This window comes from Paraburkholderia sp. C35 (assembly GCF_003121405.1).
Taxonomy (GTDB): Bacteria; Pseudomonadota; Gammaproteobacteria; order Burkholderiales; family Burkholderiaceae; genus Paraburkholderia.
This window is the reverse complement of record NZ_QBUY01000042.1, coordinates 14,498-36,303: the sequence shown is the minus strand read 5'-3', so window position 1 is coordinate 36,303 and position 21,806 is coordinate 14,498. Positions and strand designations below refer to the sequence as shown.

16 protein-coding genes are annotated in these 21,806 nt (G+C 62.8%); 6 read left to right on the top strand and 10 right to left on the bottom strand.

Annotated elements, in window-relative coordinates; translation table 11 throughout:
- Nucleotides 1-531: 531 nt before the first annotated feature.
- The 4 genes from glgX (at nt 532) to treY (ending at nt 9,793) form a co-directional block, all read left to right on the top strand.
- On the top strand, nt 532-2,745 hold the full coding sequence (glgX, locus tag DK391_RS23310) for a glycogen debranching protein GlgX (RefSeq protein ID WP_109480352.1): 2,214 nt from the start codon (nt 532-534) through the stop codon (nt 2,743-2,745).
- A 99-nt stretch (nt 2,746-2,844) separates the two neighbouring features.
- The gene (gene treZ, locus DK391_RS23305) at nt 2,845-4,758 is read left to right on the top strand and encodes a malto-oligosyltrehalose trehalohydrolase (RefSeq protein WP_109480383.1); all 1,914 of its coding nucleotides are present in this window, start codon (nt 2,845-2,847) and stop codon (nt 4,756-4,758) included.
- A 5-nt stretch (nt 4,759-4,763) separates the two neighbouring features.
- Nucleotides 4,764-6,956 (top strand): 4-alpha-glucanotransferase, encoded by a 2,193-nt coding sequence (gene malQ / locus DK391_RS23300; protein WP_109480351.1) that lies wholly within the window; start codon nt 4,764-4,766, stop codon nt 6,954-6,956.
- Nucleotides 6,953-9,793: a malto-oligosyltrehalose synthase gene (treY, locus tag DK391_RS23295; protein WP_109480350.1), complete on the top strand. Its 2,841-nt coding sequence runs from the start codon at nt 6,953-6,955 to the stop codon at nt 9,791-9,793. The genes malQ and treY overlap by 4 nt, the downstream gene beginning before the upstream one ends.
- A gap of 326 nt (nt 9,794-10,119) precedes the next feature.
- Here treY and DK391_RS23285 read toward each other — a convergent pair whose 3' ends face one another.
- From DK391_RS23285 to DK391_RS23270, 4 genes are all read right to left on the bottom strand, one after another.
- The gene (locus DK391_RS23285; protein ID WP_109480382.1) at nt 10,120-10,602 is read right to left on the bottom strand and encodes a DUF2778 domain-containing protein; all 483 of its coding nucleotides are present in this window, start codon (nt 10,600-10,602) and stop codon (nt 10,120-10,122) included.
- A gap of 11 nt (nt 10,603-10,613) precedes the next feature.
- On the bottom strand, nt 10,614-11,096 hold the full coding sequence (gene tssD, locus DK391_RS23280) for a type VI secretion system tube protein TssD (protein WP_109480348.1): 483 nt from the start codon (nt 11,094-11,096) through the stop codon (nt 10,614-10,616).
- Between the two features lie 178 nt (nt 11,097-11,274).
- Entirely contained in the window at nt 11,275-12,618 is a 1,344-nt protein-coding gene (locus DK391_RS23275) for a hemolysin family protein (protein WP_109480347.1), read from the bottom strand.
- A 124-nt stretch (nt 12,619-12,742) separates the two neighbouring features.
- Entirely contained in the window at nt 12,743-13,540 is a 798-nt protein-coding gene (locus tag DK391_RS23270) for a histidine kinase dimerization/phospho-acceptor domain-containing protein (protein WP_109480346.1), read from the bottom strand.
- A 124-nt stretch (nt 13,541-13,664) separates the two neighbouring features.
- Between DK391_RS23270 and DK391_RS23265 the strand changes: the two genes are divergently transcribed.
- Together DK391_RS23265 and DK391_RS23260 are read left to right on the top strand one after the other, a co-directional pair.
- Nucleotides 13,665-14,006, top strand: a complete 342-nt coding sequence (locus DK391_RS23265) for an FKBP-type peptidyl-prolyl cis-trans isomerase (protein WP_109480345.1) — start codon at nt 13,665-13,667, stop codon at nt 14,004-14,006.
- A gap of 31 nt (nt 14,007-14,037) precedes the next feature.
- Nucleotides 14,038-14,808 (top strand): AraC family transcriptional regulator, encoded by a 771-nt coding sequence (locus DK391_RS23260; protein WP_109480381.1) that lies wholly within the window; start codon nt 14,038-14,040, stop codon nt 14,806-14,808.
- A gap of 43 nt (nt 14,809-14,851) precedes the next feature.
- On the opposite strand, the gene DK391_RS23255 is transcribed toward DK391_RS23260, so the two are convergent.
- From DK391_RS23255 to accD, 6 genes are all read right to left on the bottom strand, one after another.
- Nucleotides 14,852-16,042 carry an O-succinylhomoserine sulfhydrylase gene (locus DK391_RS23255; RefSeq protein WP_109480344.1) on the bottom strand — a complete coding sequence of 397 codons (1,191 nt, stop codon included), beginning with the start codon at nt 16,040-16,042 and terminating at the stop codon, nt 14,852-14,854.
- Between the two features lie 295 nt (nt 16,043-16,337).
- Nucleotides 16,338-17,888 (bottom strand): amidophosphoribosyltransferase, encoded by a 1,551-nt coding sequence (gene purF / locus DK391_RS23250; RefSeq protein ID WP_109480343.1) that lies wholly within the window; start codon nt 17,886-17,888, stop codon nt 16,338-16,340.
- A 138-nt stretch (nt 17,889-18,026) separates the two neighbouring features.
- Nucleotides 18,027-18,521 carry a CvpA family protein gene (locus tag DK391_RS23245; RefSeq protein ID WP_109480342.1) on the bottom strand — a complete coding sequence of 165 codons (495 nt, stop codon included), beginning with the start codon at nt 18,519-18,521 and terminating at the stop codon, nt 18,027-18,029.
- A 7-nt stretch (nt 18,522-18,528) separates the two neighbouring features.
- Complete coding sequence (locus DK391_RS23240; RefSeq protein ID WP_109480341.1) at nt 18,529-19,467, bottom strand: SPOR domain-containing protein; 939 nt, start codon at nt 19,465-19,467, stop codon at nt 18,529-18,531.
- A gap of 26 nt (nt 19,468-19,493) precedes the next feature.
- The gene (gene folC, locus DK391_RS23235; protein ID WP_109480340.1) at nt 19,494-20,804 is read right to left on the bottom strand and encodes a bifunctional tetrahydrofolate synthase/dihydrofolate synthase; all 1,311 of its coding nucleotides are present in this window, start codon (nt 20,802-20,804) and stop codon (nt 19,494-19,496) included.
- Nucleotides 20,805-20,924: 120 nt separating this feature from the next.
- Nucleotides 20,925-21,797 (bottom strand): acetyl-CoA carboxylase, carboxyltransferase subunit beta, encoded by an 873-nt coding sequence (gene accD / locus DK391_RS23230; protein WP_109480339.1) that lies wholly within the window; start codon nt 21,795-21,797, stop codon nt 20,925-20,927.
- Nucleotides 21,798-21,806: the final 9 nt, after the last annotated feature.

Sequence of the window (21,806 nt, the reverse complement as noted above, 5' to 3'; positions counted from 1 at the left end):
ATGCTTGACCAACGCATCACCCGCTCCAGATATCCGTACATCGGCAAATGGCAGCGAACGATTCAGGCCGCCCAGGTGGCAAACGGTGTGTAGGTTGGCGCGCCTTACACGTCGGCGCTCCTACAAGACACACCGCCTTTGCTTTTCAGTCCGGAGTGGAGCGTGTACGGCGCGAAAGCCGACACACAGTTTGCCACCTGGAGAACCTGGGCAATTTGGTCGCGCGTGCGGTGACGCGGGAAGATGAAGCGGGTGATGCGTGCCTTAGAACGTTTGCAACGATCATGGACGAGCACGACGCCGTGCGAAGTGTAGGACCGGTTAAGGTCCCGCAGGCAGGAAGAAGAGTTAGCGGTGTTAGCCCGCTTTCTTTTGCCTACTTTTCTTTGCGGCGGCAAAGAAAAGTAGGTGCCGCCCCGCACAGGGGCGACGCGAGAAGTGGTACATCACATCGCGGATGCCAGAGAAGAAGCAAACTGCGAACGCAAAACCAAACCACAAACCAGCTTCAACCGCCGAAGGCAAAAAAAAATGCCGCACGTACTACCAGACCGACTACTACCGGGCAGCCCGTACCCGCTGGGTTCAAGCTGGGACGGCTTAGGCGTCAACTTCGCGGTCTTCTCAGCGAACGCGCAGAGAATAGAGCTATGCCTCTTCGAGCCGACAGGCAGAAAAGAGCTAAAGCGTTACGCATTACCAGAATGCACCGACGAGGTATGGCACGGCTACCTGCCCCACGCCCACCCAGGGACCGTCTACGCGTTCAGAGCCCACGGCCCCTATCAACCGCAAAACGGCCACCGTTTTAACCCGCATAAGCTCCTGCTCGACCCGTACGCAAGAAAACTCATTGGCCAGTTCCGTTGGTCCGACGCGCTCTTCAGCTACCGCGTGCATTCGAACAGAATGGACCTGTCCATCGACCGCAGAGACTCGGCGCCCGCCATGCCCAAATGCGTCGTCGTCGATGAAGCCTTCGACTGGTCTCACGACACCCGCCCCAACGTGCCGTGGAATGAAACCGTCATCTACGAAACCCACGTGCGCGGCGCCTCGATGCTGCGCAAAGACCTGCGCGCGCCCGAACGCGGCACCTTCGCCGCACTCGCGTCGCCGGAATTCATCGAGCACCTGCTCAAGCTCGGCGTCACCGCTGTCGAACTGCTGCCCGTCCACGCGTTCCTCAACGACCGCTTTCTCGTCGAGCGCGGACTGCGTAACTACTGGGGCTACAACACGGCCGCGTTCTTCGCGCCTGAGCCCTCGTATCTGTCGGCGCATCGGCTGGATGAAATGCGCATCGCCGTCCGTCAACTGCACGCCGCGGGAATCGAGGTGATACTCGACGTCGTCTATAACCACACGTGCGAAGGCAATGAGATGGGCCCCACCGTGTCGTGGCGCGGACTCGACAATGCCAGCTATTACCGCCTCATTCCAGGCGATGAACGCCATCACATCAACGATACCGGCTGCGGCAACACGCTCAACCTGCCCCACCCGCGCGTGCTGCAAATGGTGAAGGATTCGCTGCGCTACTGGTCGACGGCCTTCAATATCGATGGCTTCCGTTTCGATCTCGGCGTCACGCTCGGTCGTGAGCACTCGGGTGTCGATCCCGGTTCGGGCTTCTTCGTCGCGCTTCGGCAAGGCCCCATCCTGTCGCAACGCAAGCTGATTTGCGCGCCATGGGATATTGGTCCCGGCGGCTATCAGCTCGGCAATCATCCGCCCGGCGTGAGCGAATGGAACGACCGTGTCCGCGATTCCGTGCGGCGTTACTGGCGCGGCGACGCCGGCATGCGCCCCGATCTCGCCGCGCGCCTGACAGGCTCGGCCGATCTGTTCAACCGGCGTATCCGCAAGCCGACGGCGTCGATCAACTTCGTCACGTCGCACGACGGCTTCACGCTCGCCGATCTCGTCGCCTATTCGCAGAAGCACAACGAGATCAACGCCGAAAACAACAACGACGGCCACAACGAAAATTACAGCTCGAACTGGGGTAACGAAGGGCCGACGGATGAACCGGCCATCGTCGAGACGCGCGAGCGCGTCTCGCGCTCGCTGATCGCCACGCTGTTCATCGCGCTCGGCACCCCGATGATGCTCGCCGGCGACGAAATGGGGCGTACCCAGCGCGGCAACAACAACGCGTATTGCCAGGATAACGAAATTTCCTGGGTAGATTGGGAACGTGCCGCGCTCCCACATGGGCGCAAAATGTCTATGTTCTTTGCGCGCATCATCGCGTTGCGAAAGCAGCATCCGCTGTTGCGCGAAAACCGCTTTCTGTTCGGCGACCGCGAGGTGTTGCCTGGTCTTTTCGACGTCGGCTGGTTCGACGAACATGGCGAGGCGCTCACCATCGAAGCCTGGCAAGACCCCGAAGGCCGCGCCTTCACGCTGCGTCGCGCGGGCGCGGGACTGAATGGCGAAACGGAAGTATTGTTGCTGATGTTGAATGCGTCGGGCGGCGCGGTGCGTTTCACGCCACCGCCGCCGCACCTGGAATGGCATGTGCTGCTCGATACGGCAAACCCGGAAACGGCGCCTGCGCCGCTCGCCGCACCGGACCTCGAAGTCGCTGCACACAGCATGGTGGTGCTCGCGGCGCAGCCCACGGGCGATGCGGACTGGCAGGCAAGCTGGCGCGCGGGAGCGCAGTATGGTCCGCGTCTGCTGACGGCGTTGCCGCCGGATCCCGGCACCTCGATGCCCGATCCGGAGCAATCCGGCTGACTGCACGCAGCGGCAACCGGAAGCATCGACAGCAAAGCCATGCTGTACATGTCGCAACGATTACCAGGCGAATCAACATGCCGATGAATGGTGACAATCATGCATGAACGTCCGATCGACCCTCACGCGCATCATCACGCGCACTGCCTGCCATTCGGCGCGCAGCTGCTCGGCGCGGCGAGCGCGAAGCCGCGCACGCGCTTCAGGCTGTGGGCGCCATCGTGCGCGAAGGTGCAGGTGGTGATCGAAAACGGCGACGCATCCGGTGTGCACGACATGAGCGCGACGGGCGGCGGCTGGTTCGACACGGAGATCAGCTGCGGCGCGGGTGCGCTGTATCGCTACAAGCTCGACGACGGGCTGCTGATTCCCGATCCCGCCTCACGCTTCCAGCCGCAGGACGTGCACGGCCCGAGCGAAGTGATCGATCCGCGTGCGTACAAGTGGGAGCACACGCACTGGTCTGGCCGGCCGTGGGAAGAAACGGTGCTGTACGAACTGCATGTCGGTGCGCTCGGCGGCTACGAAGGCGTGATGAAGCGCCTGCCCGCCATCGCGGCGCTCGGCGTCACGGCGATCGAACTGATGCCACTCAACGATTTCCCCGGCTCGCGCAACTGGGGTTATGACGGCGTGCTGCCCTACGCGCCCGACGCTTCGTATGGTCGTCCTGAGCAGCTGAAAGCGCTGATCGATGCCGCACACGCGCACGGTCTCGCCGTGTTTCTCGACGTGGTGTACAACCACTTCGGCCCAGACGGAAACTATCTGCATCAGTATGCGAAGACGTTCTTCCGCGAAGGCACGCATACGCCGTGGGGCCCCGCCATCGACTTCGAACGCAGCGAAGTGAGCGAGTTCTTCTGCGACAACGGGCTGTACTGGCTCAACGAATATCGCTTCGACGGCCTGCGCCTCGACGCCGTGCACGCCATCGACAACCACGACTGGCTGCGCGGTTTCGCCGATCACGTGCGCGCGCACGTTCAGCATGGCCGTCATGTGCATCTGGTGCTGGAAAACGAGCGCAATACGGCTGAACTGCTCGGCACGCATTTCACCGCGCAGTGGAACGACGACGCGCACAACACACTGCACGTCTTGCTGACGGGCGAACACGAAGGCTATTACGCCGCGTACGCCGATCAGCCGATACAGCGGCTCGCACGCATACTCGGCAGCGGCTTCGGTTATCAGGGCGATCCGTCGCCGATCCACGACGGCAACCCACGCGGGCAGCCCAGCGGCCATCTGCCGCCTGCATCGTTCGTCGCGTTCCTGCAGAACCACGATCAGATCGGCAATCGCGCGATGGGCGAGCGTCTGCGCACGCTGTGTTCCGACGACGCGCTGCGCGCAGCAACGGGCCTGTTGCTGCTGTCGCCGCAAATTCCGCTGCTGTTCATGGATGAAGAATACGGCTCGAAGCAGCCATTCCTGTTTTTCACCGATTACACCGGCGATCTCGCCAATGCCGTACGCGAAGGACGGCGCAAGGAGTTCGCGCGCTTCTCCGCTTTCGCCGATGAAAAACGCCGTGCGCTGATTCCCGATCCGAACGATCCGAAGACGCTCGCGATGTCATCGCCGCCCGAACGGCCTACCGGGCGTCACGGCGAAACGCCTGATGAAAAAGACGCACTCGACTGGATGCATTTCTACAAGTCCGCGCTCGCGGTGCGCGCCAAACTGATTGCGCCGCGTCTGCGGCACGCGAAGGCGCTGGGCGCGGCCGTGCTGAAAGCAGCGAGCGGTGGAGACGCCAATGCACTCATCGCGCGCTGGAAACTCGACGACGGCGAGACGCTATCGATTGCGGTGAATCTCGGCAACGAAGCCGCGCCACTCGACGAACAGCCCGCCGGCAAAGTCATTTTCGAAACGCCGCCGCGTGTGCGCGATCGCGTCGATGAAGGCGCGTTGCCGTCGAATGCATTCATCGCGTGGCTGACGGGCGATGTCAGCGACTACGCCGTCGGCCACGACGCGCGCAAGCATTTCTCTATGGAGTAACCCGCGTGGCCACGACTCGACGCCCCGGCATTTCCATCGCCACGCTCGCCGCACGCGCGGGCTTCGAAGTCGAATGGGAAGACGCGCACCACAATCGCAAGCGCGTACCCGACAGCACGCTTGCCGCGCTGCTCGACCGCATGGGCCTGCCATGCGGCAACGCTACGCAGATTCGCCAGAGCGCCGCCGCGCTCGAGGCCGAATTGTCAGGCCGCAAGCTGCCGCCCTTGATGACGGTCGAATGCGGGCGCGGCATTGCGCTGCCCGCTGCCGCGATCAAATCGGGCAGTCACTACCGGATCGAACTGGAAAGCGGCTCGCTGATCGACGGCCGCTTCACGGCGCCGCGCGGTGAAGCGGCGTTGCTGTCGCCCATCGATGAGCCGGGTTATCACACGCTCGTGCTCAATGATCACCGCATGACACTCGCCGTCGCGCCCGCGCAGTGCTACACCGTCGCCGACGCATGGCGCGCGATGCATGGCGACGACGCGCAGGTGCCGCCGCTGTGGGGCATCGCTGCGCAGATTTACGGCCTGCGGCGTATCGGCGATGGCGGCATCGGCGATTACACGGCCCTCGCGACGCTCGCGGTCGAGAGCGCGAAGCGCGGTGCCAACGCGCTCGCCATCAGTCCGACGCACGCGATGTTCAGCGCGCTGCCGGGATCGTTCAGTCCGTATTCGCCGTCGTCGCGCTTGTGGCTGAACGTCACGCATATTGATCCTGCCGCCGTGTTCGGCGCGCAAGCCGCCCAGGCCGCGCTCGATGCAGCGGGTGGCGTCGACGTGTGGCCGCAACTCGAAACGCTGCCGCTGATCGACTGGAAAACGGCGACGCCGCTGAGGCTCAAGGTGCTGCGCGTACTGTTCGAGCGTTTCTGCGCCAATGACCGCGCGCAGGATTCGCCGCGCGCACTCGAATTTCACGGCTTCTGCGAACGCGGTGGCCGCGCGCTCGAAGACCACGCGCGCTTCGAGGCGCTGCATGCGTTCCAGTTGCTCAACAGCGGCGAAGGCTACTGGCGCAAATGGCCCGATGCGCTGCAAGACCCGCGCAGCCCTGAAGTCGAGGCGTTTGCGAACGAGCATCGGCATGAAGTCGAGTTTCATCTGTTCCTGCAATGGCTTGCGTCGAAGGGCTTGTCGCACGCGCAACATGCGGCGCGCGACGCCGGCATGGCCGTCGGACTGATTGCCGATCTCGCCGTGGGTTGCGATAGCGCCGGCTCGCACGCCTGGTCGTATCGCGACGACATGCTGCATGGCGTATCCGTCGGTGCACCGCCCGATCTGTTCAACCAGGCGGGGCAGTCGTGGGGACTCACCACGTTCTCGCCGCGCGCGATGCGCAATCAGGGCTTCTCGGCATTCATCGACATGCTGCGTGCGGCGTTTGCGTGCGCGGGCGGCATCCGTATCGATCACATTCTCGGGCTGCGGCGACTGTGGCTCGTGCCCGAAGGCGAACCCGCGAAACATGGTGCGTATCTGCGCTATCCGCTCGAAGACATGCTGCGGCTGATCGCGCTCGAATCGTGGCGGCATCGCGCGATTGTGATCGGCGAAGATCTCGGCACTGTGCCGCCCGGTTTTCGCGAGCGGCTCAGCGAACACGGGCTGGCGGGCATCCGCGTGCTGTGGTTCGAGCGCACGCGTGACGGCAAGGGCTTCATGGCGCCGAACGAATGGGATCGCGGCGCCGTCGGCACGACCACCACGCACGATCTGCCCACCGTCACCGGCTGGTGGCGCGGCGAGGATATCGTGTGGCGCAACCGTGTCGGCCAGACGGCGGCGCGCGCCGAGGGCCGCGACCCCGTCGCGCTCGCGCAGGCCGAACGCGCCGAGGACCGCGCCGCGCTCTGGCAGGCGTTCCAGCAGGCTGGCCTTGCCGCATCCGATGTCGAGCCGCCGCCGCCCGGTGCCGCGCCCGTCGACGAAGCGCTGGCCTTCGTCGCCGCGACACCGTCGCCGCTTGTCACGTTGCCGCTCGAGGACCTCCTCGCGCTCGCCGATCAGCCGAATCTGCCCGGCTCCATCGACGAACATCCGAACTGGCGGCGACGCATGCTCCAGCCCGTCGACGAACTGTTCGCCGACGACACCTTCTGCGACCGTCTGCTGGCCATCGAACAATCCCGCGAGCAGGCACGCATCAACCCAACCTCCGCTTCTTCGTTGTCCGATACGCCATGACCGTTCCGCGCGCCACGCTCCGACTCCAGTTCCATCGCGACTTCACGTTCGACGATGCGCTTGCGCACGTCGACTATTTCGCCGCGCTCGGCGTGAGCCACCTGTACGCTTCGCCGATCACGACAGCTACGCCTGGCTCGACACACGGCTACGACACGGTCGACTACAGCCAGGTCAGCGCCGAATGCGGCGGCGAACATGGCTTGCGGCGTCTGACCGACAAGCTGCACGAGCTCGGCATGGGCCTGATCATCGATGTCGTGCCGAATCACATGGGCGTGAGCAGCCACAATGCGTGGTGGCAGGACATCCTGGAATGGGGCCGCCATAGCGCATTCGCGCGCTATTTCGACGTGGACTGGCATTCGCCCGACCCTGCCCTGCGCGGCAAGGTGCTGATGCCCGTGCTCGGCGGGTCGTACGGCGACGAACTGGTGGCGGGCCGCATCGCGTTGCATTTCGACGCTGACAACGGGCGCTTCAGCATCGTCTATGGCGAGCATGCGTGTCCCGTTTGCCCGATCGATTACGCGGCGATCCTGCAATCGGCGGATCGCGCGGATCTGAGCGCGCTCGCCGAGCGCTTCACGTCGATCACCACACAGCCCACCGATCACCCGCGCGCCGCCGAAGGCCGCGAAGCGTTGCGCGAGTTCGTCAGGCAGAACGGCGCGTCGGCCATCGAGTTCGTGCTCGAAGCGTATTCACCCAACGAGCCTGTCACGCGCGACCGCCTGCACCGGCTCATCGAGCGCCAGCATTTCCGGCTCGCGTGGTGGCGTACGGCATCCGACGAAGTGAACTGGCGCCGCTTCTTCGACATCAGTTCGCTGGCGGCCGTGCGCGTCGAGCGTCCCGAGGTGTTCGACGCCGTGCATGCGCTGGTTTTCCGGCTCTATGCCGATGGTGTGATCGACGGCGTGCGCATCGATCATATCGACGGACTGGCCGAGCCGCGCGAATACACACAGCGGTTGCGGCAACGGCTGTCGGAACTGCGCGAAGGCACGACGCCGTATATCGTCGTCGAGAAGATTCTTGGGCGCGGCGAGGCGCTGCGTGATGACTGGCCCGTGGATGGCACGACCGGCTATGACTTCATGAACGACGCCGGCGCACTGCTGCACGATCCCGCAGGCGCCGAGCCGCTCGCCCAGGCGTGGGCCGAATTGAGCGGCCGCCCCGCGCGCTTCGCAGACGAAGCACTGCCCGCACGGCGCAAGATTCTCGCGGAGAATCTGTCGGCGGAACTCGACCGCTCGGCGCGCGCACTGCATCGGCTGGCGCGTGACAGCATCAACACGCGCGACTTCACCTACACGGCGATCCGCCGCGTCACCAGCGAGCTTGCCGCGCACTTTCCCGTCTATCGCATCTATCCGCAGAACGGGTTGCGCAGCGCGGCGGATAACGTGTACTTCGACGTCGCGCTGGATATGGCCCGACAACAGCTGTCGCGTGCCGATTTCGGTGTGCTGGCGCGCGTCGATGCGTGGCTGGGCAGTGGCGCCGACGAAACCGGCAATGGCGCGCGTAACGGTGCCAATCAGGCGCCGCAGCAGAACGGCGGCGCCGGCGCGTTCAATCACACGGCGTCGGCTCGCCGCACCGTGCAGACGCTGTTCTCGCAACTGACGGCGCCCGTTGCCGCGAAAGCCATTGAAGACACCGCGTGCTATCGCTACGGACGCTTGCTGTCGCGCTGCGAAGTGGGTGCGGACCCTGGCGAGTTCGCGCTGACCGTCGAACAGTTTCATGCGGCAAATCAGGAACGCGCGCGCCGCTTTCCGCATGCGATGCTCGCAACGGCGACTCACGACCACAAACGCGGCGAGGACGCGCGCGCGCGCATGGCCGTGCTGAGCGAAATCGCCGACGAGTGGATTGCGACGCTGCGCACATGGACGGCATTGAACACGCCACACCGGCGCGCGATGGACGGCAACACGGAGGACTGGGCGCCCGGCCTTGCCGCCGAAGCGATGCTCTATCAAACGCTGGTGGGCTGCTGGCCGCCAGGTCTTGCTCCCGACGACGAAGCCGGCGTCAAGGCGCTCGCCGAGCGCGTCGCCCAATGGCAGTTGAAGGCGCTGCGCGAAGCCAAGCTGCGCACCACCTGGCTTGCACCCGACGAAGCGTTCGAAAACGGCTGCCGCGAGTTTCTGTTCGATATTCTTGCGCCGCAACGCCGCGATGATTTTCTGCGCGAGTTGAGCGGATTCGCGACTCGCATCGGCAAGGCGGGTGTGGTGAACAGTCTGCAGCAGACTGTGCTGAGACTGGCTTCGCCCGGTGTTCCCGATCTTTATCAGGGCACCGAACTATGGGACTTCAGTCTCGTCGATCCCGACAACCGCCGGCCCGTCGATTTCACGCGGCGCAACGCGCTGCTCGCGGAAGCGCCACCTTCCGAATACCTCGCTGGCTGGCGCGACGGCCGCGTGAAGCTCGCGATCATCCAGCGGATGCTCGCGCTGCGCATGCAGATACCCGAGTTGCTGAGCAACGGCAGCTATATCCCGCTCACGGTGCAAGGCAAGCACGCGGATCGCGTGATCGCATTCGCGCGCAGGCAGGGCAACTGCTGGGCCGTGGTGATCGCGACGCGTCTTTCGATGGCGCTGCTCGATGCGGGCAATGATCTGCCGCTGATCGATCCGATTGCGTGGGACGATACGGCTGTGCAGATGCCCGAAGAACTGTTCGGACGCGCGTTGTTCGACTGGCTGAGTCCCGCTGCGCCGAAGGTCGAGGATACGGGCCGGCTCTATCTGCGCGATGCACTGACGACGATGCCCGTGGCCGTGCTGGTTGAGGATGGGGTGCCGCGGGTTTGATGGCGCCTGGCCGTTGACGACGTCATATCATGACGAGCGAGGCCATCTTCGCACGTACCGCGTGATAACGGTCATGGCAGTCCACAACACGATCGCTACCACAGCGCAACTCGTTACGAGCAAACAAACCAGACCCAATGTTTCGATATCGTCTTCGTTATCTATCTTATTCAGGCCGATAAAATTCAGTGCGGCGTGAATCGACGCGTACAACCACTGCGGCATCCAGAACGGCATGCGGGACACAAGCGCCCCCAGATACCACCCGCCGATACATGAGGCGGCGGTATGTCCGAAGAGATACACAATGCGAAAGCGAAACGCTGTCATCTCACCTCGACTGTCCCATACGCACGCATTAGACCACCGGGAACGGGCAAGTCGGGCTTGCGCGTTCGGATATAGCGTTGCAGGTTATCGAATGCGAATGCGTTGACTACAGTGATGCAGCCTTCGCTCAGATGCATGGGCCCTTCGGGATGCAGTCTGAATTTTCCTCGCTGAATACCGTTGATCATGGTCGTATCACCACTCTTCGGATTCCAAAGCATAAACCATCTGGAACGATCAGTCGTTCCCCATCCGTGCGCAGAAAACCAGTCCTTTATCCATCCAAGTGTTCCGCCCGACTCCCGGTCAACAATGTAATATGTTCCAACTGGTAGTGGACCGACGTTCGGCATGGCCGTAGCGCGTGGATTATCGCGACCTTGTCTCGTGCCAGAATAAGCTTCAACAGAGCCGAATCCGGAACAAAATAACTGAGAGGTTGCCTGATCATTCAACAGGAAAGTGCACCGTATGGTCACAGCCTTCCCCTTCAAATGTACGACCAGGCATCTTTGAATATCAAATTGCCGTCAGCATAGATCCACGATATTTCTTCATAGCGAAATTCTACGATTTCGAAATGATTACGGTGCTGGCTCTCGACCTCCTTGATATTCAGTACCTTCGGAGAAACACCCACCACTTTCACGTTCTTCATGTAAATCGTGAAGTACGCTTCTTCCCTCCCCGCATCGGTCGTGCGATAAAACCTCAACTCCCCCGACTGCAATGTCGCGCCTTGCGCAACTGCTTTGTAAAGAAGAGCCGTTGAGCGGTCTATTTCCTTTTCGACGGTTAAAGGACGATGAGACCGTGCGCCGATAAGCTTTCCAGTGTTGCTATCCGTAGGTGAATGAAGGCCGTGCGTCAGACTCAAGATTTCAATGCTTCCCTCTCGCCCGTAGACTTCACTGGAACCTCGAATGTCCGCACCGCTTTCGTCTTTCAGCCAAAGATGCAATGGAACTGCCATCGGGCGGATCTCCTTATTTAGTGATCCTTCCGTTTTAGCATATCCATCAGTCGATTCATGTCAAAAACAGTCAAAGGCGCTGGCGCAGGAGCGAAGCGCTTTCGTCTGCGCCAATCGGCGATATCGCGCCTTGGCGGGAAGGCGGGATCTAGTAGATCAGGTGAGTTGAACGGATGCCCTAACCACCCTCATCATCAAACACCTTCGGATACACACGCACAAGCACGATACGCGGCCCCTTCATCCGCTTCACGACCACATCGAAACGGTCGAACTCGACGCGCTGCCCTTCTTCGCGCAAATCAGCCAGTGCGTTGATCACCAGACCGCCGACCGATTCAGCGCTGCCTTCGTCAATATCGATACCCAGCGCACGCTCCAGCGACACCACAGGCAGACTGCCCTTGCCCATCAGCGTGCCGTCGTCCATGCGGGTCCAGTCGGCATCGCCCTGGCGGAACTCGTCGTGAATCTGGCCGACAAGCGCGCCGAGCAGATTGTCGAGCGTGAGAAAGCCGATCGGCTTCGCGTTCTTCTGCCCAACCAGCGCGAGATGCGGCGCGCCCTTGCGGAAACGGCGAAACAGTTCGAGCGCGGGCATGTTCGGCTTCACGTACTGCACAGGCCGCACGTAATGCGACAGGTCGTCGAGCGTGCTGCCCGCATGACGCGCCAGCAGCAGATCCTTCAGATGGATCGTGCCCGCCACGCGCTCGCCCGTTGCATCTTCGAGCAACGGATAACGGCTGAAGCGATGCCGCGCGATGATTTGCATGTTGTCGCGCCACGGCAGATCGCGGCGCAGGCTCACCAGTTCGTGCGCGGGACGCATCAGATCGGACACGGTCATGCGCGAGAAATCGAGCGAGTGCGCGATGGTGTTCCATTCGTCCTGCGAATAGGCATCTTTCGGGCCGTCGAGTTCGTTCGCCACGCTTGCGTGGCGGCCTCGCAGGATCAACTTGAGTTCGTCTGTCGAGTAATGTGTGTCGCCGCCGTGATCGGCCGTGAGACCGGCGAGGCGCAGCACGGCGTTCGCACTCGAGTTGAGCACCCAGATGGCCGGGTACATCGCCCAGTAGAAGCCGTACAGCGGCATCGCCGTCCACAGCGAGACATGCTCGGACTGACGGATGGCCAGCGACTTCGGCGCCAGTTCACCCACCACGATGTGCAGGAACGAAATGCACGAGAACGCAAAGAACAGCGAGATGCCGTGGATCAATTGCTCGTTCTGGATGCCGAGCAAATGAAACACCGGGTTCAGCAATTCAGCGAAAGCCGGTTCGCCGATCCAGCCAAGACCCAACGATGCCAGCGTGATACCGAGCTGACACGCCGACAGATACGCATCCAGCCGGCCATGCACCTTCGCGAGCAGCTTGCCGCGCAAGCCATGCTTCGCGGCGAGCGTTTGCACGCGCGTCTGCCGCAGCTTGACGAGGCCGAATTCTGCGGCGACAAAGAAACCGTTGAGGGCAACGAGCAACAACGCGCCAATGAGGGCGACGAACTGGATCAAAGCGAAGGACTCCGGCAACTAAAGCCGTCAGTATAGAGTGCGAAAGGCATCTGAAAGTGCCGGTCGCGCGTGAACTGGCCATCCGGCCAGGTCGTGCGCCGCCGGTTGCGTGCGTGGACGGGCGTCATGCGCCCGCGAGCGGCACGCGCAGCTTGAGCGTGGTCGGCACGCCGTCCGTCCATTCGCCCTGCTCGAAAGCGCCGTCGTGTGCCTCTGCCACGCGTTTGCACAGCCCCAGCACCCACGAAATGCGGCCTGCTTCGCGCGGGTGTGTCGCTTGCGCACGCGCGAAGTTTTCGAGCACGTGAGGCAGCGCGGCATCCGTTAGCGCGGCCGGCGTGGCCTGCCAGGAAACGCTCGCGTGGAACATGGAAGCATCGACGGAAGCATCGAGCGTCACCGTCGCGCCACGCGCACTGGCTTCGACTGCGAACACAGCGAGTAACCACAGTGCCGCAGCAAGACGCTCGCGATCGGCATCGATACGCTGTTCGGCAAGCGCGGTGTTCAGTTCGAGCGCGACATCACGCCGCACCGCAAGCGCGGCGCGCACATCGCCGATGGTTTCGTCGAGCAGTGGACGCACTGCAAACGGTGCGCGCTGCAACGCAAGCGCGCGCGTTTCGGCACGCGTCGTATCGACAATCGATTCGAGCAGCTTCACCTGCTGCTCGACGCCGCTACGAATGCCTTCGAGCGCGCGTTGCGCAGTGGCGTCGGTTGCATCGATCTTGCGATCGAGCACATAGGCCCAGCTGTGAATCGCGTTGAGCGGACTGCGCAGATCATGCGAGACCAGCGACAGCACATGGTCGCGCATGAAGAGCGCCGTTTCCGCGCTGCGTCGCGCGGTTCGTTCGGTGACGGCAGACATCTCCTCGTTGCCGGAAGAAGACGGGGTAGACGTAGTCACGATCGACATCCTTGTTGGCGGTTCATCGTTGGTTGCGGTCTGGACATTATAGGCATGGCCGTCCGGCCAATCTTCTCGACAGTACGACAACACGCCTACAATAGCGGTTTCGAACGATTACAAGGAGCATCGCATGTCCACAGTCACCACGGCCTCGGGCCTCCAGTACGAAGACCTGACGGAAGGCACGGGCGCCGAAGCGAAAGCCGGCCAGACCGTTAGCGTGCACTACACCGGCTGGCTGACCGACGGCCAGAAGTTTGACTCGAGCAAGGATCGCAACGACCCGTTCGCGTTCGTGCTGGGCGGCGGCATGGTCATCAAGGGTTGGGACGAAGGCGTGCAGGGCATGAAGGTGGGTGGCGTGCGCAAGCTCACGATTCCGCCGCAACTCGGCTACGGCGTGCGCGGCGCAGGCGGCGTGATTCCGCCGAACGCCACGCTCGTGTTCGAAGTCGAATTGCTCGACGTCTGAGCGTGTTTGCTGTTTTGGCAGCCGGTTGATCGTGAGTCACGCCGTCATCGACGCACCCAGCGTTTCACTGCGCCGTTACGGCGCGGTAGAAGCGTCGGATGTGCACGATTTTCATCAGATCGTGCGCGGGCTGGATGGGTCGATGGTGATGGCCGTGGATGGCGTCGCCAATGAAATCGACAGCACGTCCGCGTGGCTCATTCCGGCGGGCGCGCGGCACGACTATGCGGGTGTCGGTGAAAACCGGCAACTTGTGCTGGATTTGCCCGCGTCATCGGTCGCGGTCCCGCAACGTCTGTTCGATCGGGCCCGTGCCGTGACGATCGATTCGTCGCTCACGCAACTGGTTGCGCATATCGCGGGCCGCGCGACAGGACATATCGACGGCGACGCGGCCTGGCGGCGCTTCAACTGGGACGCTGCCGCGCGCTTGTGCGCGGCGATCATCGAAGACACGGGCACAGTGGATGCTGCGCCCGGCGCGGGACTCGATTTCGCACGCATCGATGCATGGCTGCGCGCACATCTTTCCGAACCGCTGCGCATCGCGGATCTCGCTACGCATTGCGGTTTCGGCATGCGGCGTTTTCATCAACTGTTCATCGACGCATTCGGCGAAACGCCGCATCGCTATCTGCAGCGTCTGAGACTCGATACATCCGTTACGTTGCTGGCCGATCCACGCCGCTCATTGACGGACGTGGCGCTCGAAGTCGGCTTCGGCGATCAGAGCGCTTATACGCATGCGTTCACACGGCGCTTCGGTATGGCGCCGGGCCAGTGGCGCGCGTTGCTGCATTGAAATGAAAAACGGGCGCTTCGTAGCGCCCGTTTTCATTACGTCATCAGCCTGCCAGACCGCGCGCCAGATCGTCGCGGATATCGGTGGCATTCTCCAGACCAACGGCCAGACGGATCAGCCCTTCCGTGATGCCCGCTGCCGCGCGTGCCTCCGGCGTGATGCGGCCATGTGTGGTCGTGGCGGGATGCGTGATGGTCGTGCGCGTATCGCCGAGATTGCCCGTGATCGAGCAGATCTTCGTGCTGTCGATCACGCGCCACGCATTCGCGCGCATTTCTTCGGGCGTGCCGCCCTTCAGTTCGAACGACACGATCGCGCCGCCCGCCTTCTGCTGACGCTTCGCGATCTCGTATTGCGGATGCGATTCGAGACCAGGATAGAACACGCGATTCACTGCCGGATGCTGATCGAGCCAACGCGCGATTTCAAGCGCGTTCGCCGACTGACGCTCGACGCGCAGCGACAGCGTTTCCATGCCCTTCAGCAGCACCCACGCATTGAACGCGGACAGCGTCGGACCCGCGCTGCGCACGAACGGGAACACCTTCTCCATGATGAACTGCTTCGAGCCGACCAGCGCGCCGCCGAGCACACGCCCTTGCCCATCGAGAAACTTGGTCGCCGAATGCATGACGACGTCCGCGCCGAGTTTCAGCGGCTGCTGCAGCGCCGGGCTACAGAAACAGTTGTCGACGACGAACAGCGCATTCGCCGACTTCGCGATCTTGCTGATCGCTTCGATATCGGCGATCTCCGTCAGCGGGTTCGACGGCGTTTCGAGGAAGAACATCTTCGTCTCGGGACGCACGGCGTTTTTCCACGCGTCGAGATCGGTCGGATCGACGAACGTGGTCGTGATGCCGAACTTGCTGAAGATCTGCGAGAACATGCCGAGCGTCGAACCGAACAGGCTCTGCGAACTGACAAGATGATCGCCCGCCTGCAACGCCGACATCACGACCGACATGATCGCGCTCATCCCCGACGCCGTCGCCATGCAAGCCTCGCCGCCTTCGAGCGCCGCGAGACGTTCCTGGAACATCGTCACGGTCGGGTTCGTGAAGCGCGAGTACGTGTAATAGTCTTCGGAATTCTTGAAGCGCTCGGCTGCATCGGCGGCGCTCTCGAACACAAAGCTCGATGTCAGGAAGATCGCTTCCGAATGTTCGCCGAAATCGCTGCGCAACGTGCCCGAGCGGACCGCGAGTGTGTCGAAGTTGAGGGAGTCGTCCATGTCCGTTCTGTTCCGTTTTTTCAGGCCACGCTCACTTGCCGTTGAGGCACATGCACGCGATAGCGACAAAAAAGCCCGCTTTGCGTCGGCATAAGCGGGCTTCGTGTGCGGGGAACGCTGTCAGCGCGATGAGTGTTGCTGCTCACCGTTCGCTTTAGCTGTTTTGGGTTTCCCCGCGTCCGCAAGCTGAGATCAAATCGACGCAAGACCCGATACTAACATTGCGCGCGGGCTTCCGTTCTCAAACGAGGCGCGCGAGATTGCGTTTGAGCGAATCTCGCGCGCTTACGACGCGTTACTCGACCGACAGCTGCAAGTGCAATTGCGAGCGCGCTGCGCCGCCGTCGATCGCTTCGCTGGCTGCATCGCGGTCCGATTGCGCGGACGGCGCGAGACGGGCCGATTCGATGCGGTCGAGGTATTCCGAGGTCACATCGCCCGTGATGTAGTTGCCGTCGAAGCACGAAGCCTCGAATTCCTTCAGCGCCGGGTTGATGTCGCGGATCGCGTTTTTCAGCGCGTCGACGTCCTGATAGACCAGGAAGTCGGCACCGATCAAACGTGCCACGTCTTCGTCCGAACGGCCGTGCGCGACGAGTTCGCTGCGCGTCGGCATGTCGATGCCGTACACGTTCGGGAACTTCACGGGCGGCGCCGCCGAAGCGAAGATCACCTTGTTCGCGCCCGCATCACGCGCCATCTGCACGATTTCATGCGAGGTCGTGCCGCGAACGATCGAATCGTCGACGATCAGCACGTTCTTGCCCTTGAACTCGATGCCCATCGCGTTCAGCTTCTGGCGCACCGATTTCTTGCGCACTGCCTGGCCCGGCATGATGAAGGTGCGGCCCACGTAGCGGATCTTGAAGAAGCCTTCGCGGTATTCGACGCCGAGTTTCGCGGCGACCTGCATGGCTGCCGGGCGCGACGAATCGGGAATCGGCATCACCACCTCGATCTTCACGTCTTCGGGCAGTTCGCGCAGGATCGTCTCGGCCAGATAGTCGCCCATGCGCAGACGCGCGTTGTAGACGGGCACGCCGTCGAGCACCGAGTCCGGACGCGCGAGATACACGAGTTCGAAAATGCACGGGTTCAGGCTCGCGTTCGGCGCGCACTGCTGCGAGTGGAAGTTGCCTTCGAAGTCGATGAAAATCGCTTCGCCCGGCGCCACGTCGCGCACGAATTCAAAACCGATACCTTCCAGCGCCACCGATTCCGACGCCAGCATCCACTCCGTGCCCGACGCCGTTTCCAGCTTGCCGATACACAGCGGACGGATGCCGAACGGGTCGCGGAAACCAAGCAGGCCGTAGCCCGAGATCAGCGACACGATCGCGTACGAGCCACGCACCCGGCGATGCACGCCCGACACCGCCTTGAACAACGCGGCGGGATCGAGTTGCAGGCCCGAGCTGGACAGCTGCAATTCGTGCGCGAACACGTTGAGCATGACTTCCGTGTCGGAATTCGTGTTGATGTGGCGACGGTCGATGCGGAACATCTCGTCTTTCAACTGCTGCCAGTTCGTCAGATTGCCGTTGTGCGCAAGGATGAGGCCGAACGGCGCGTTCACGTAGAACGGCTGGGCTTCTTCTTCGCTCGACGCAGAACCCGCCGTCGGGTAACGCACCTGGCCAATGCCGCTGTTGCCGGGCAGGCTGCGCATGTTGCGCGTGCGGAACACGTCGCGCACCATGCCGTTGGCCTTGTGCATGTGGAAATTGTTGCCGTTCGCCGTGGCGATGCCGGCCGCGTCCTGACCGCGATGCTGCAGCAGCAGCAGGCTGTCATACAGAAGCTGATTGACGGGAGACTGGGAAACTACGCCTACGATGCCGCACATGGCATGTCCTTCAAAGGGTACGAAATTCGATCAGTGCGGCCTGCCTGGGAGGCAGCCGCGCGCGCCGTGGTCCTGCATGCTTCACCATCGGCCCGCCTTGTCATCCGCCTTCGCCCCTTCTTGCGTGCAACGTAGTCGTTACACGTGGACGTAGGCGGCGAGGGTATCGGGAAGCAGAGGCTTCAACTCTCGCACGCCCTGCTCGGCGTAGGGCCGCAGCAGCGCGTTGCGCCAGAATTCCTGTTTGGGCAGTTCGGTCAAGCCAGCGAGGGCGACCAGAACCAGCACCAGTATGACCCCGCGTACGAGGCCGAACATCAGTCCAAGCGAGCGGTCGATACCGCCCAGGCCGGACACCTGCACCAGCCGGTGCAGCAGCGCATTCGCCACGCTGGCCACCAGCATCACGCCGATCACGATCGCCGCGAACGCGATCAGCCATTGCGTCAGCGCGCCGCCCGGCCAGTTCGCCGGCACGTAGGGCACCAGCAGGGTCACGAACCGCGCTGCCACCAGAAACGCCACGACCCAGCCGATCAGCCCGAATACCTCGGACAAAAAGCCGCGCCACGTGCCGCGCATGGCGGACAGGACGATCACCGCCATTACAGCGTAGTCGAACGCGGTGAACATCGCCGGATTACTGCGCAGTGCCGTTGTTCGCACCCGACGTCAGCCCGGCCTCGCGCACCTTCGCGATAGCCGCCGACGCCGCCGCACGATCCGCGAACGGACCCGCGCGCAACAGGGTACGGGAAGAGCCGTCAGCCTGCTTGCGACGCTCCGTATATACGGGCACACCCGCCGCTTTCAACTTGTTCGTCCACGCATGCGCGCTGGCGTCGTCAGGGAACGAGCCGAGCGCCACCACGAAGCGGCTGCCGGGAGGCGCTGCGGGCGTGCCGGTTTCGGTGCCCGACGCGGGTGCCTGTGCCGTGTCCGTGACTGCGGGTTTCTGTTCTGGTTTTGCCGTGGGCTTCGTGTCGGCTTGAGGCTTCGCTGCCGGTTTCGCCGCTTGCGCCGTTGCATTGTTCGCGGCCATGTTCGACGTCTGCGGCTTCGCCGGCGGCATGGCGATGGGCGCGTCCTGGCTGTTGCCGCTGGCTTTGTCGCGCTGCGATGCCACGGCGCCCGTGGCCGCCGAGCCCGACGCGGCGGGAGCGAGGCCGGAGGCGGCCATCGCAGCATCCGGTGCGGCGGGATTGTCAGGTGCGACGGCGGCTTGCGTGTCAGTGTCTTCCGATGCGCGCGCCTTCGGCGCCGGATGGCTCGGAATATCGATGGAAATGTCGTCGGTGACGGGCTTCGGATGCGAATCCAGCACCATCGGCAGAATCACGACGGCGGCAATCACCAGCGCAATTGCGCCCACCAGGCGGCGGCGTGCGCGCTGTTTCTCAGGAAGCGTGGGGTCGAGCAGCATCGCATCTGCGTCGCCGGAACGGTCCGTGCGGCGGCTGCGCCGTTCGACCCGCTCCGCGCGGTCAGCGCGCTCGGTACGACTACCGCGAGAGGAACTGGAATTTGCGCCGCGCCGCGTAGGTGCGTCGTCTTTCTTGCCGAACGAGAAAATACCCATGAATGGCTTGGTCGAGGCCCGCGCGTTCAGTGTTGCTGCGATTTACGGTAGGCCATCACGCCTGCAACCGTATAGAAACTGCCGAAAACCACGAATCTATCATTGTCAGTGGCTCGTTTTAGCGCGTCCTGGAAAGCTTCTGCCGGTGTGGCAAAACGCGTGACACTACAATCCGGCCCTTCGATGACGCCTGCCTCGTGCAATGCCGTTTCAAGTTCATCCGTGCTGGCGGCGCGTGGCGTCGGCAGATCGGTGACGTTCCAGTGGTCGATTTCGCCTTTCAGATGCTCCAGCACGCCGGCGACGTCCTTGTCGCGCATCGAGCCAAATACGGCGTACGTATAGGGAAAATAGCCCATATTGCCGAGATTCTGGCCTAAAACGGCGGCTGCATGCGGATTGTGGCCGACGTCGAGCACGATCGACGGCTTGCCCGGCAGCACCTGGAAGCGGCCCGGCAATTCGACGTTCGCAAGCCCCAGCCGAATGTCCTGAGCCGACACCGGCAGACGGTCGCGCAGCGCTTCAAGCCCCGCCAGCGCGGCTGTCGTGTTGATCAACTGGTTCGCGCCGCGCAGCGCCGGATAGGCGAGCGCCGAGCGACGCATCGTCGGGCCGATGTAGCTCCATTGCTGACGCTCATTGCCCGGTTGCGCTTCGTAGCGGAAATCGCGGCCAAAAAGCCACAACTCGGCGCCAACTTGCTCAGCGTGATCGATCAGCGTTTGCGGCGGAACGGGATCGGCGCAGATTGCCGGTTTGCCCGCGCGGAAAATGCCCGCTTTCTCAAATGCGATTTTCTCGCGCGTATCGCCGAGGAAGTCGGTGTGATCGATGTCGATGCTGGTAATGATCGCGCAGTCGGTATCGAGGATATTGACGGCATCCAGACGGCCGCCCAGACCCACTTCGAAAATCACCACGTCCAGGCCGCGATCGGCGAACAGATGCATGATCGCCAGCGTCGTGAACTCGAAATACGTCAGCGAAACCGGCTCAGGCAGCGTCTGGCGCGCCTTCTCGACAGCTTCGAAGTGCGGCAACAGGTCGCTGTCCGTTGCGATCTGGCCATTGATTCGCGCGCGCTCGTTGAACGCCAGCAGATGCGGCGACGTGTGACAGCCAACCGTGTAACCCGCGCGCAGCAGGATCGATTCGAGGATCGCGCAGGTGGACCCCTTGCCGTTCGTGCCGCCGACGGTGATCACCGGGCATGCAAACTTCAGGTCCAGCGCATCGCGCACCTTGCTGATGCGCGCAAGTCCCATGTCGATACCGACAGGATGAGCGGATTCCAGGTGCGTGAGCCACGCGTCGAGTGTGGGGAAAGTGGTCATCTGAAAAACTGGCAGTGCGGACCGGAATTATCCTAGAAATGACAACGCGCCGCTTGGAGACTTCCGCGGCGCGTTGGTTTTTTCTGTTGGCCGCGCACAACGTCACGGCCCAAAGCGGCGTCAGGCGACGGCGTCAGCCGGCTGGCGCGTCAGCAGCGCCATCAGTTGCGCGAGTTCTTCGCGCAGCTTGCGACGGTCGACAATCATGTCGATTGCGCCCTTTTGCAGCAGGAATTCGGCGCGCTGGAAGCCTTCCGGCAGCTTTTCACGCACGGTCTGTTCGATCACGCGCGGGCCGGCGAAGCCGATCAGCGCCTTCGGTTCCGCGATCACGACGTCGCCGAGGAACGCGAAACTCGCCGAGACACCGCCCATGGTCGGGTCGGTCAGCACGGAGATGAACGGCAGCTTGGCTTCGGCGAGCTTGGTCAGCATGGCCGTGGTCTTGGCCATCTGCATCAGCGACAGCAGGCTTTCCTGCATGCGCGCGCCGCCCGAAGCGGTGAAGCAGATAAACGGCACGTGCTGCTCGATCGCGTTCTGTGCGCCGCGCGCGAAGCGCTCGCCGACCACGGAACCCATCGAGCCGCCCATGAACGCGAACTCGAAGTTTGCGACCACGACGGGCAACGTGTGGATTGCACCGCCCATCACGACCATCGCGTCGGTTTCGTCGGTGTCTTCCATCGCCTCTTTCAGGCGATCCGGATACTTGCGGCTGTCCTTGAACTTCAGCGCGTCGACCGGCAGGATTTCCTGGCCGATTTCATAGCGGCCTTCCGGATCGAGCAAGCCGTCGAGCCGTTCGCGCGCGCCGATCCGCATATGGTGGTCGCACTTCGGGCAGACGTGCAGATTCGCCTCGACGTCGTTGCGGTAGAGCACCGCTTCGCACGACGGACACTTGATCCACAGCCCTTCCGGAATGCCCTTGCGGCTTTTCGGGTCGGTTTGCTTGATTTTCGGCGGCAACAGTTTGTCGAGCCAGCTCATGTTCTTTCC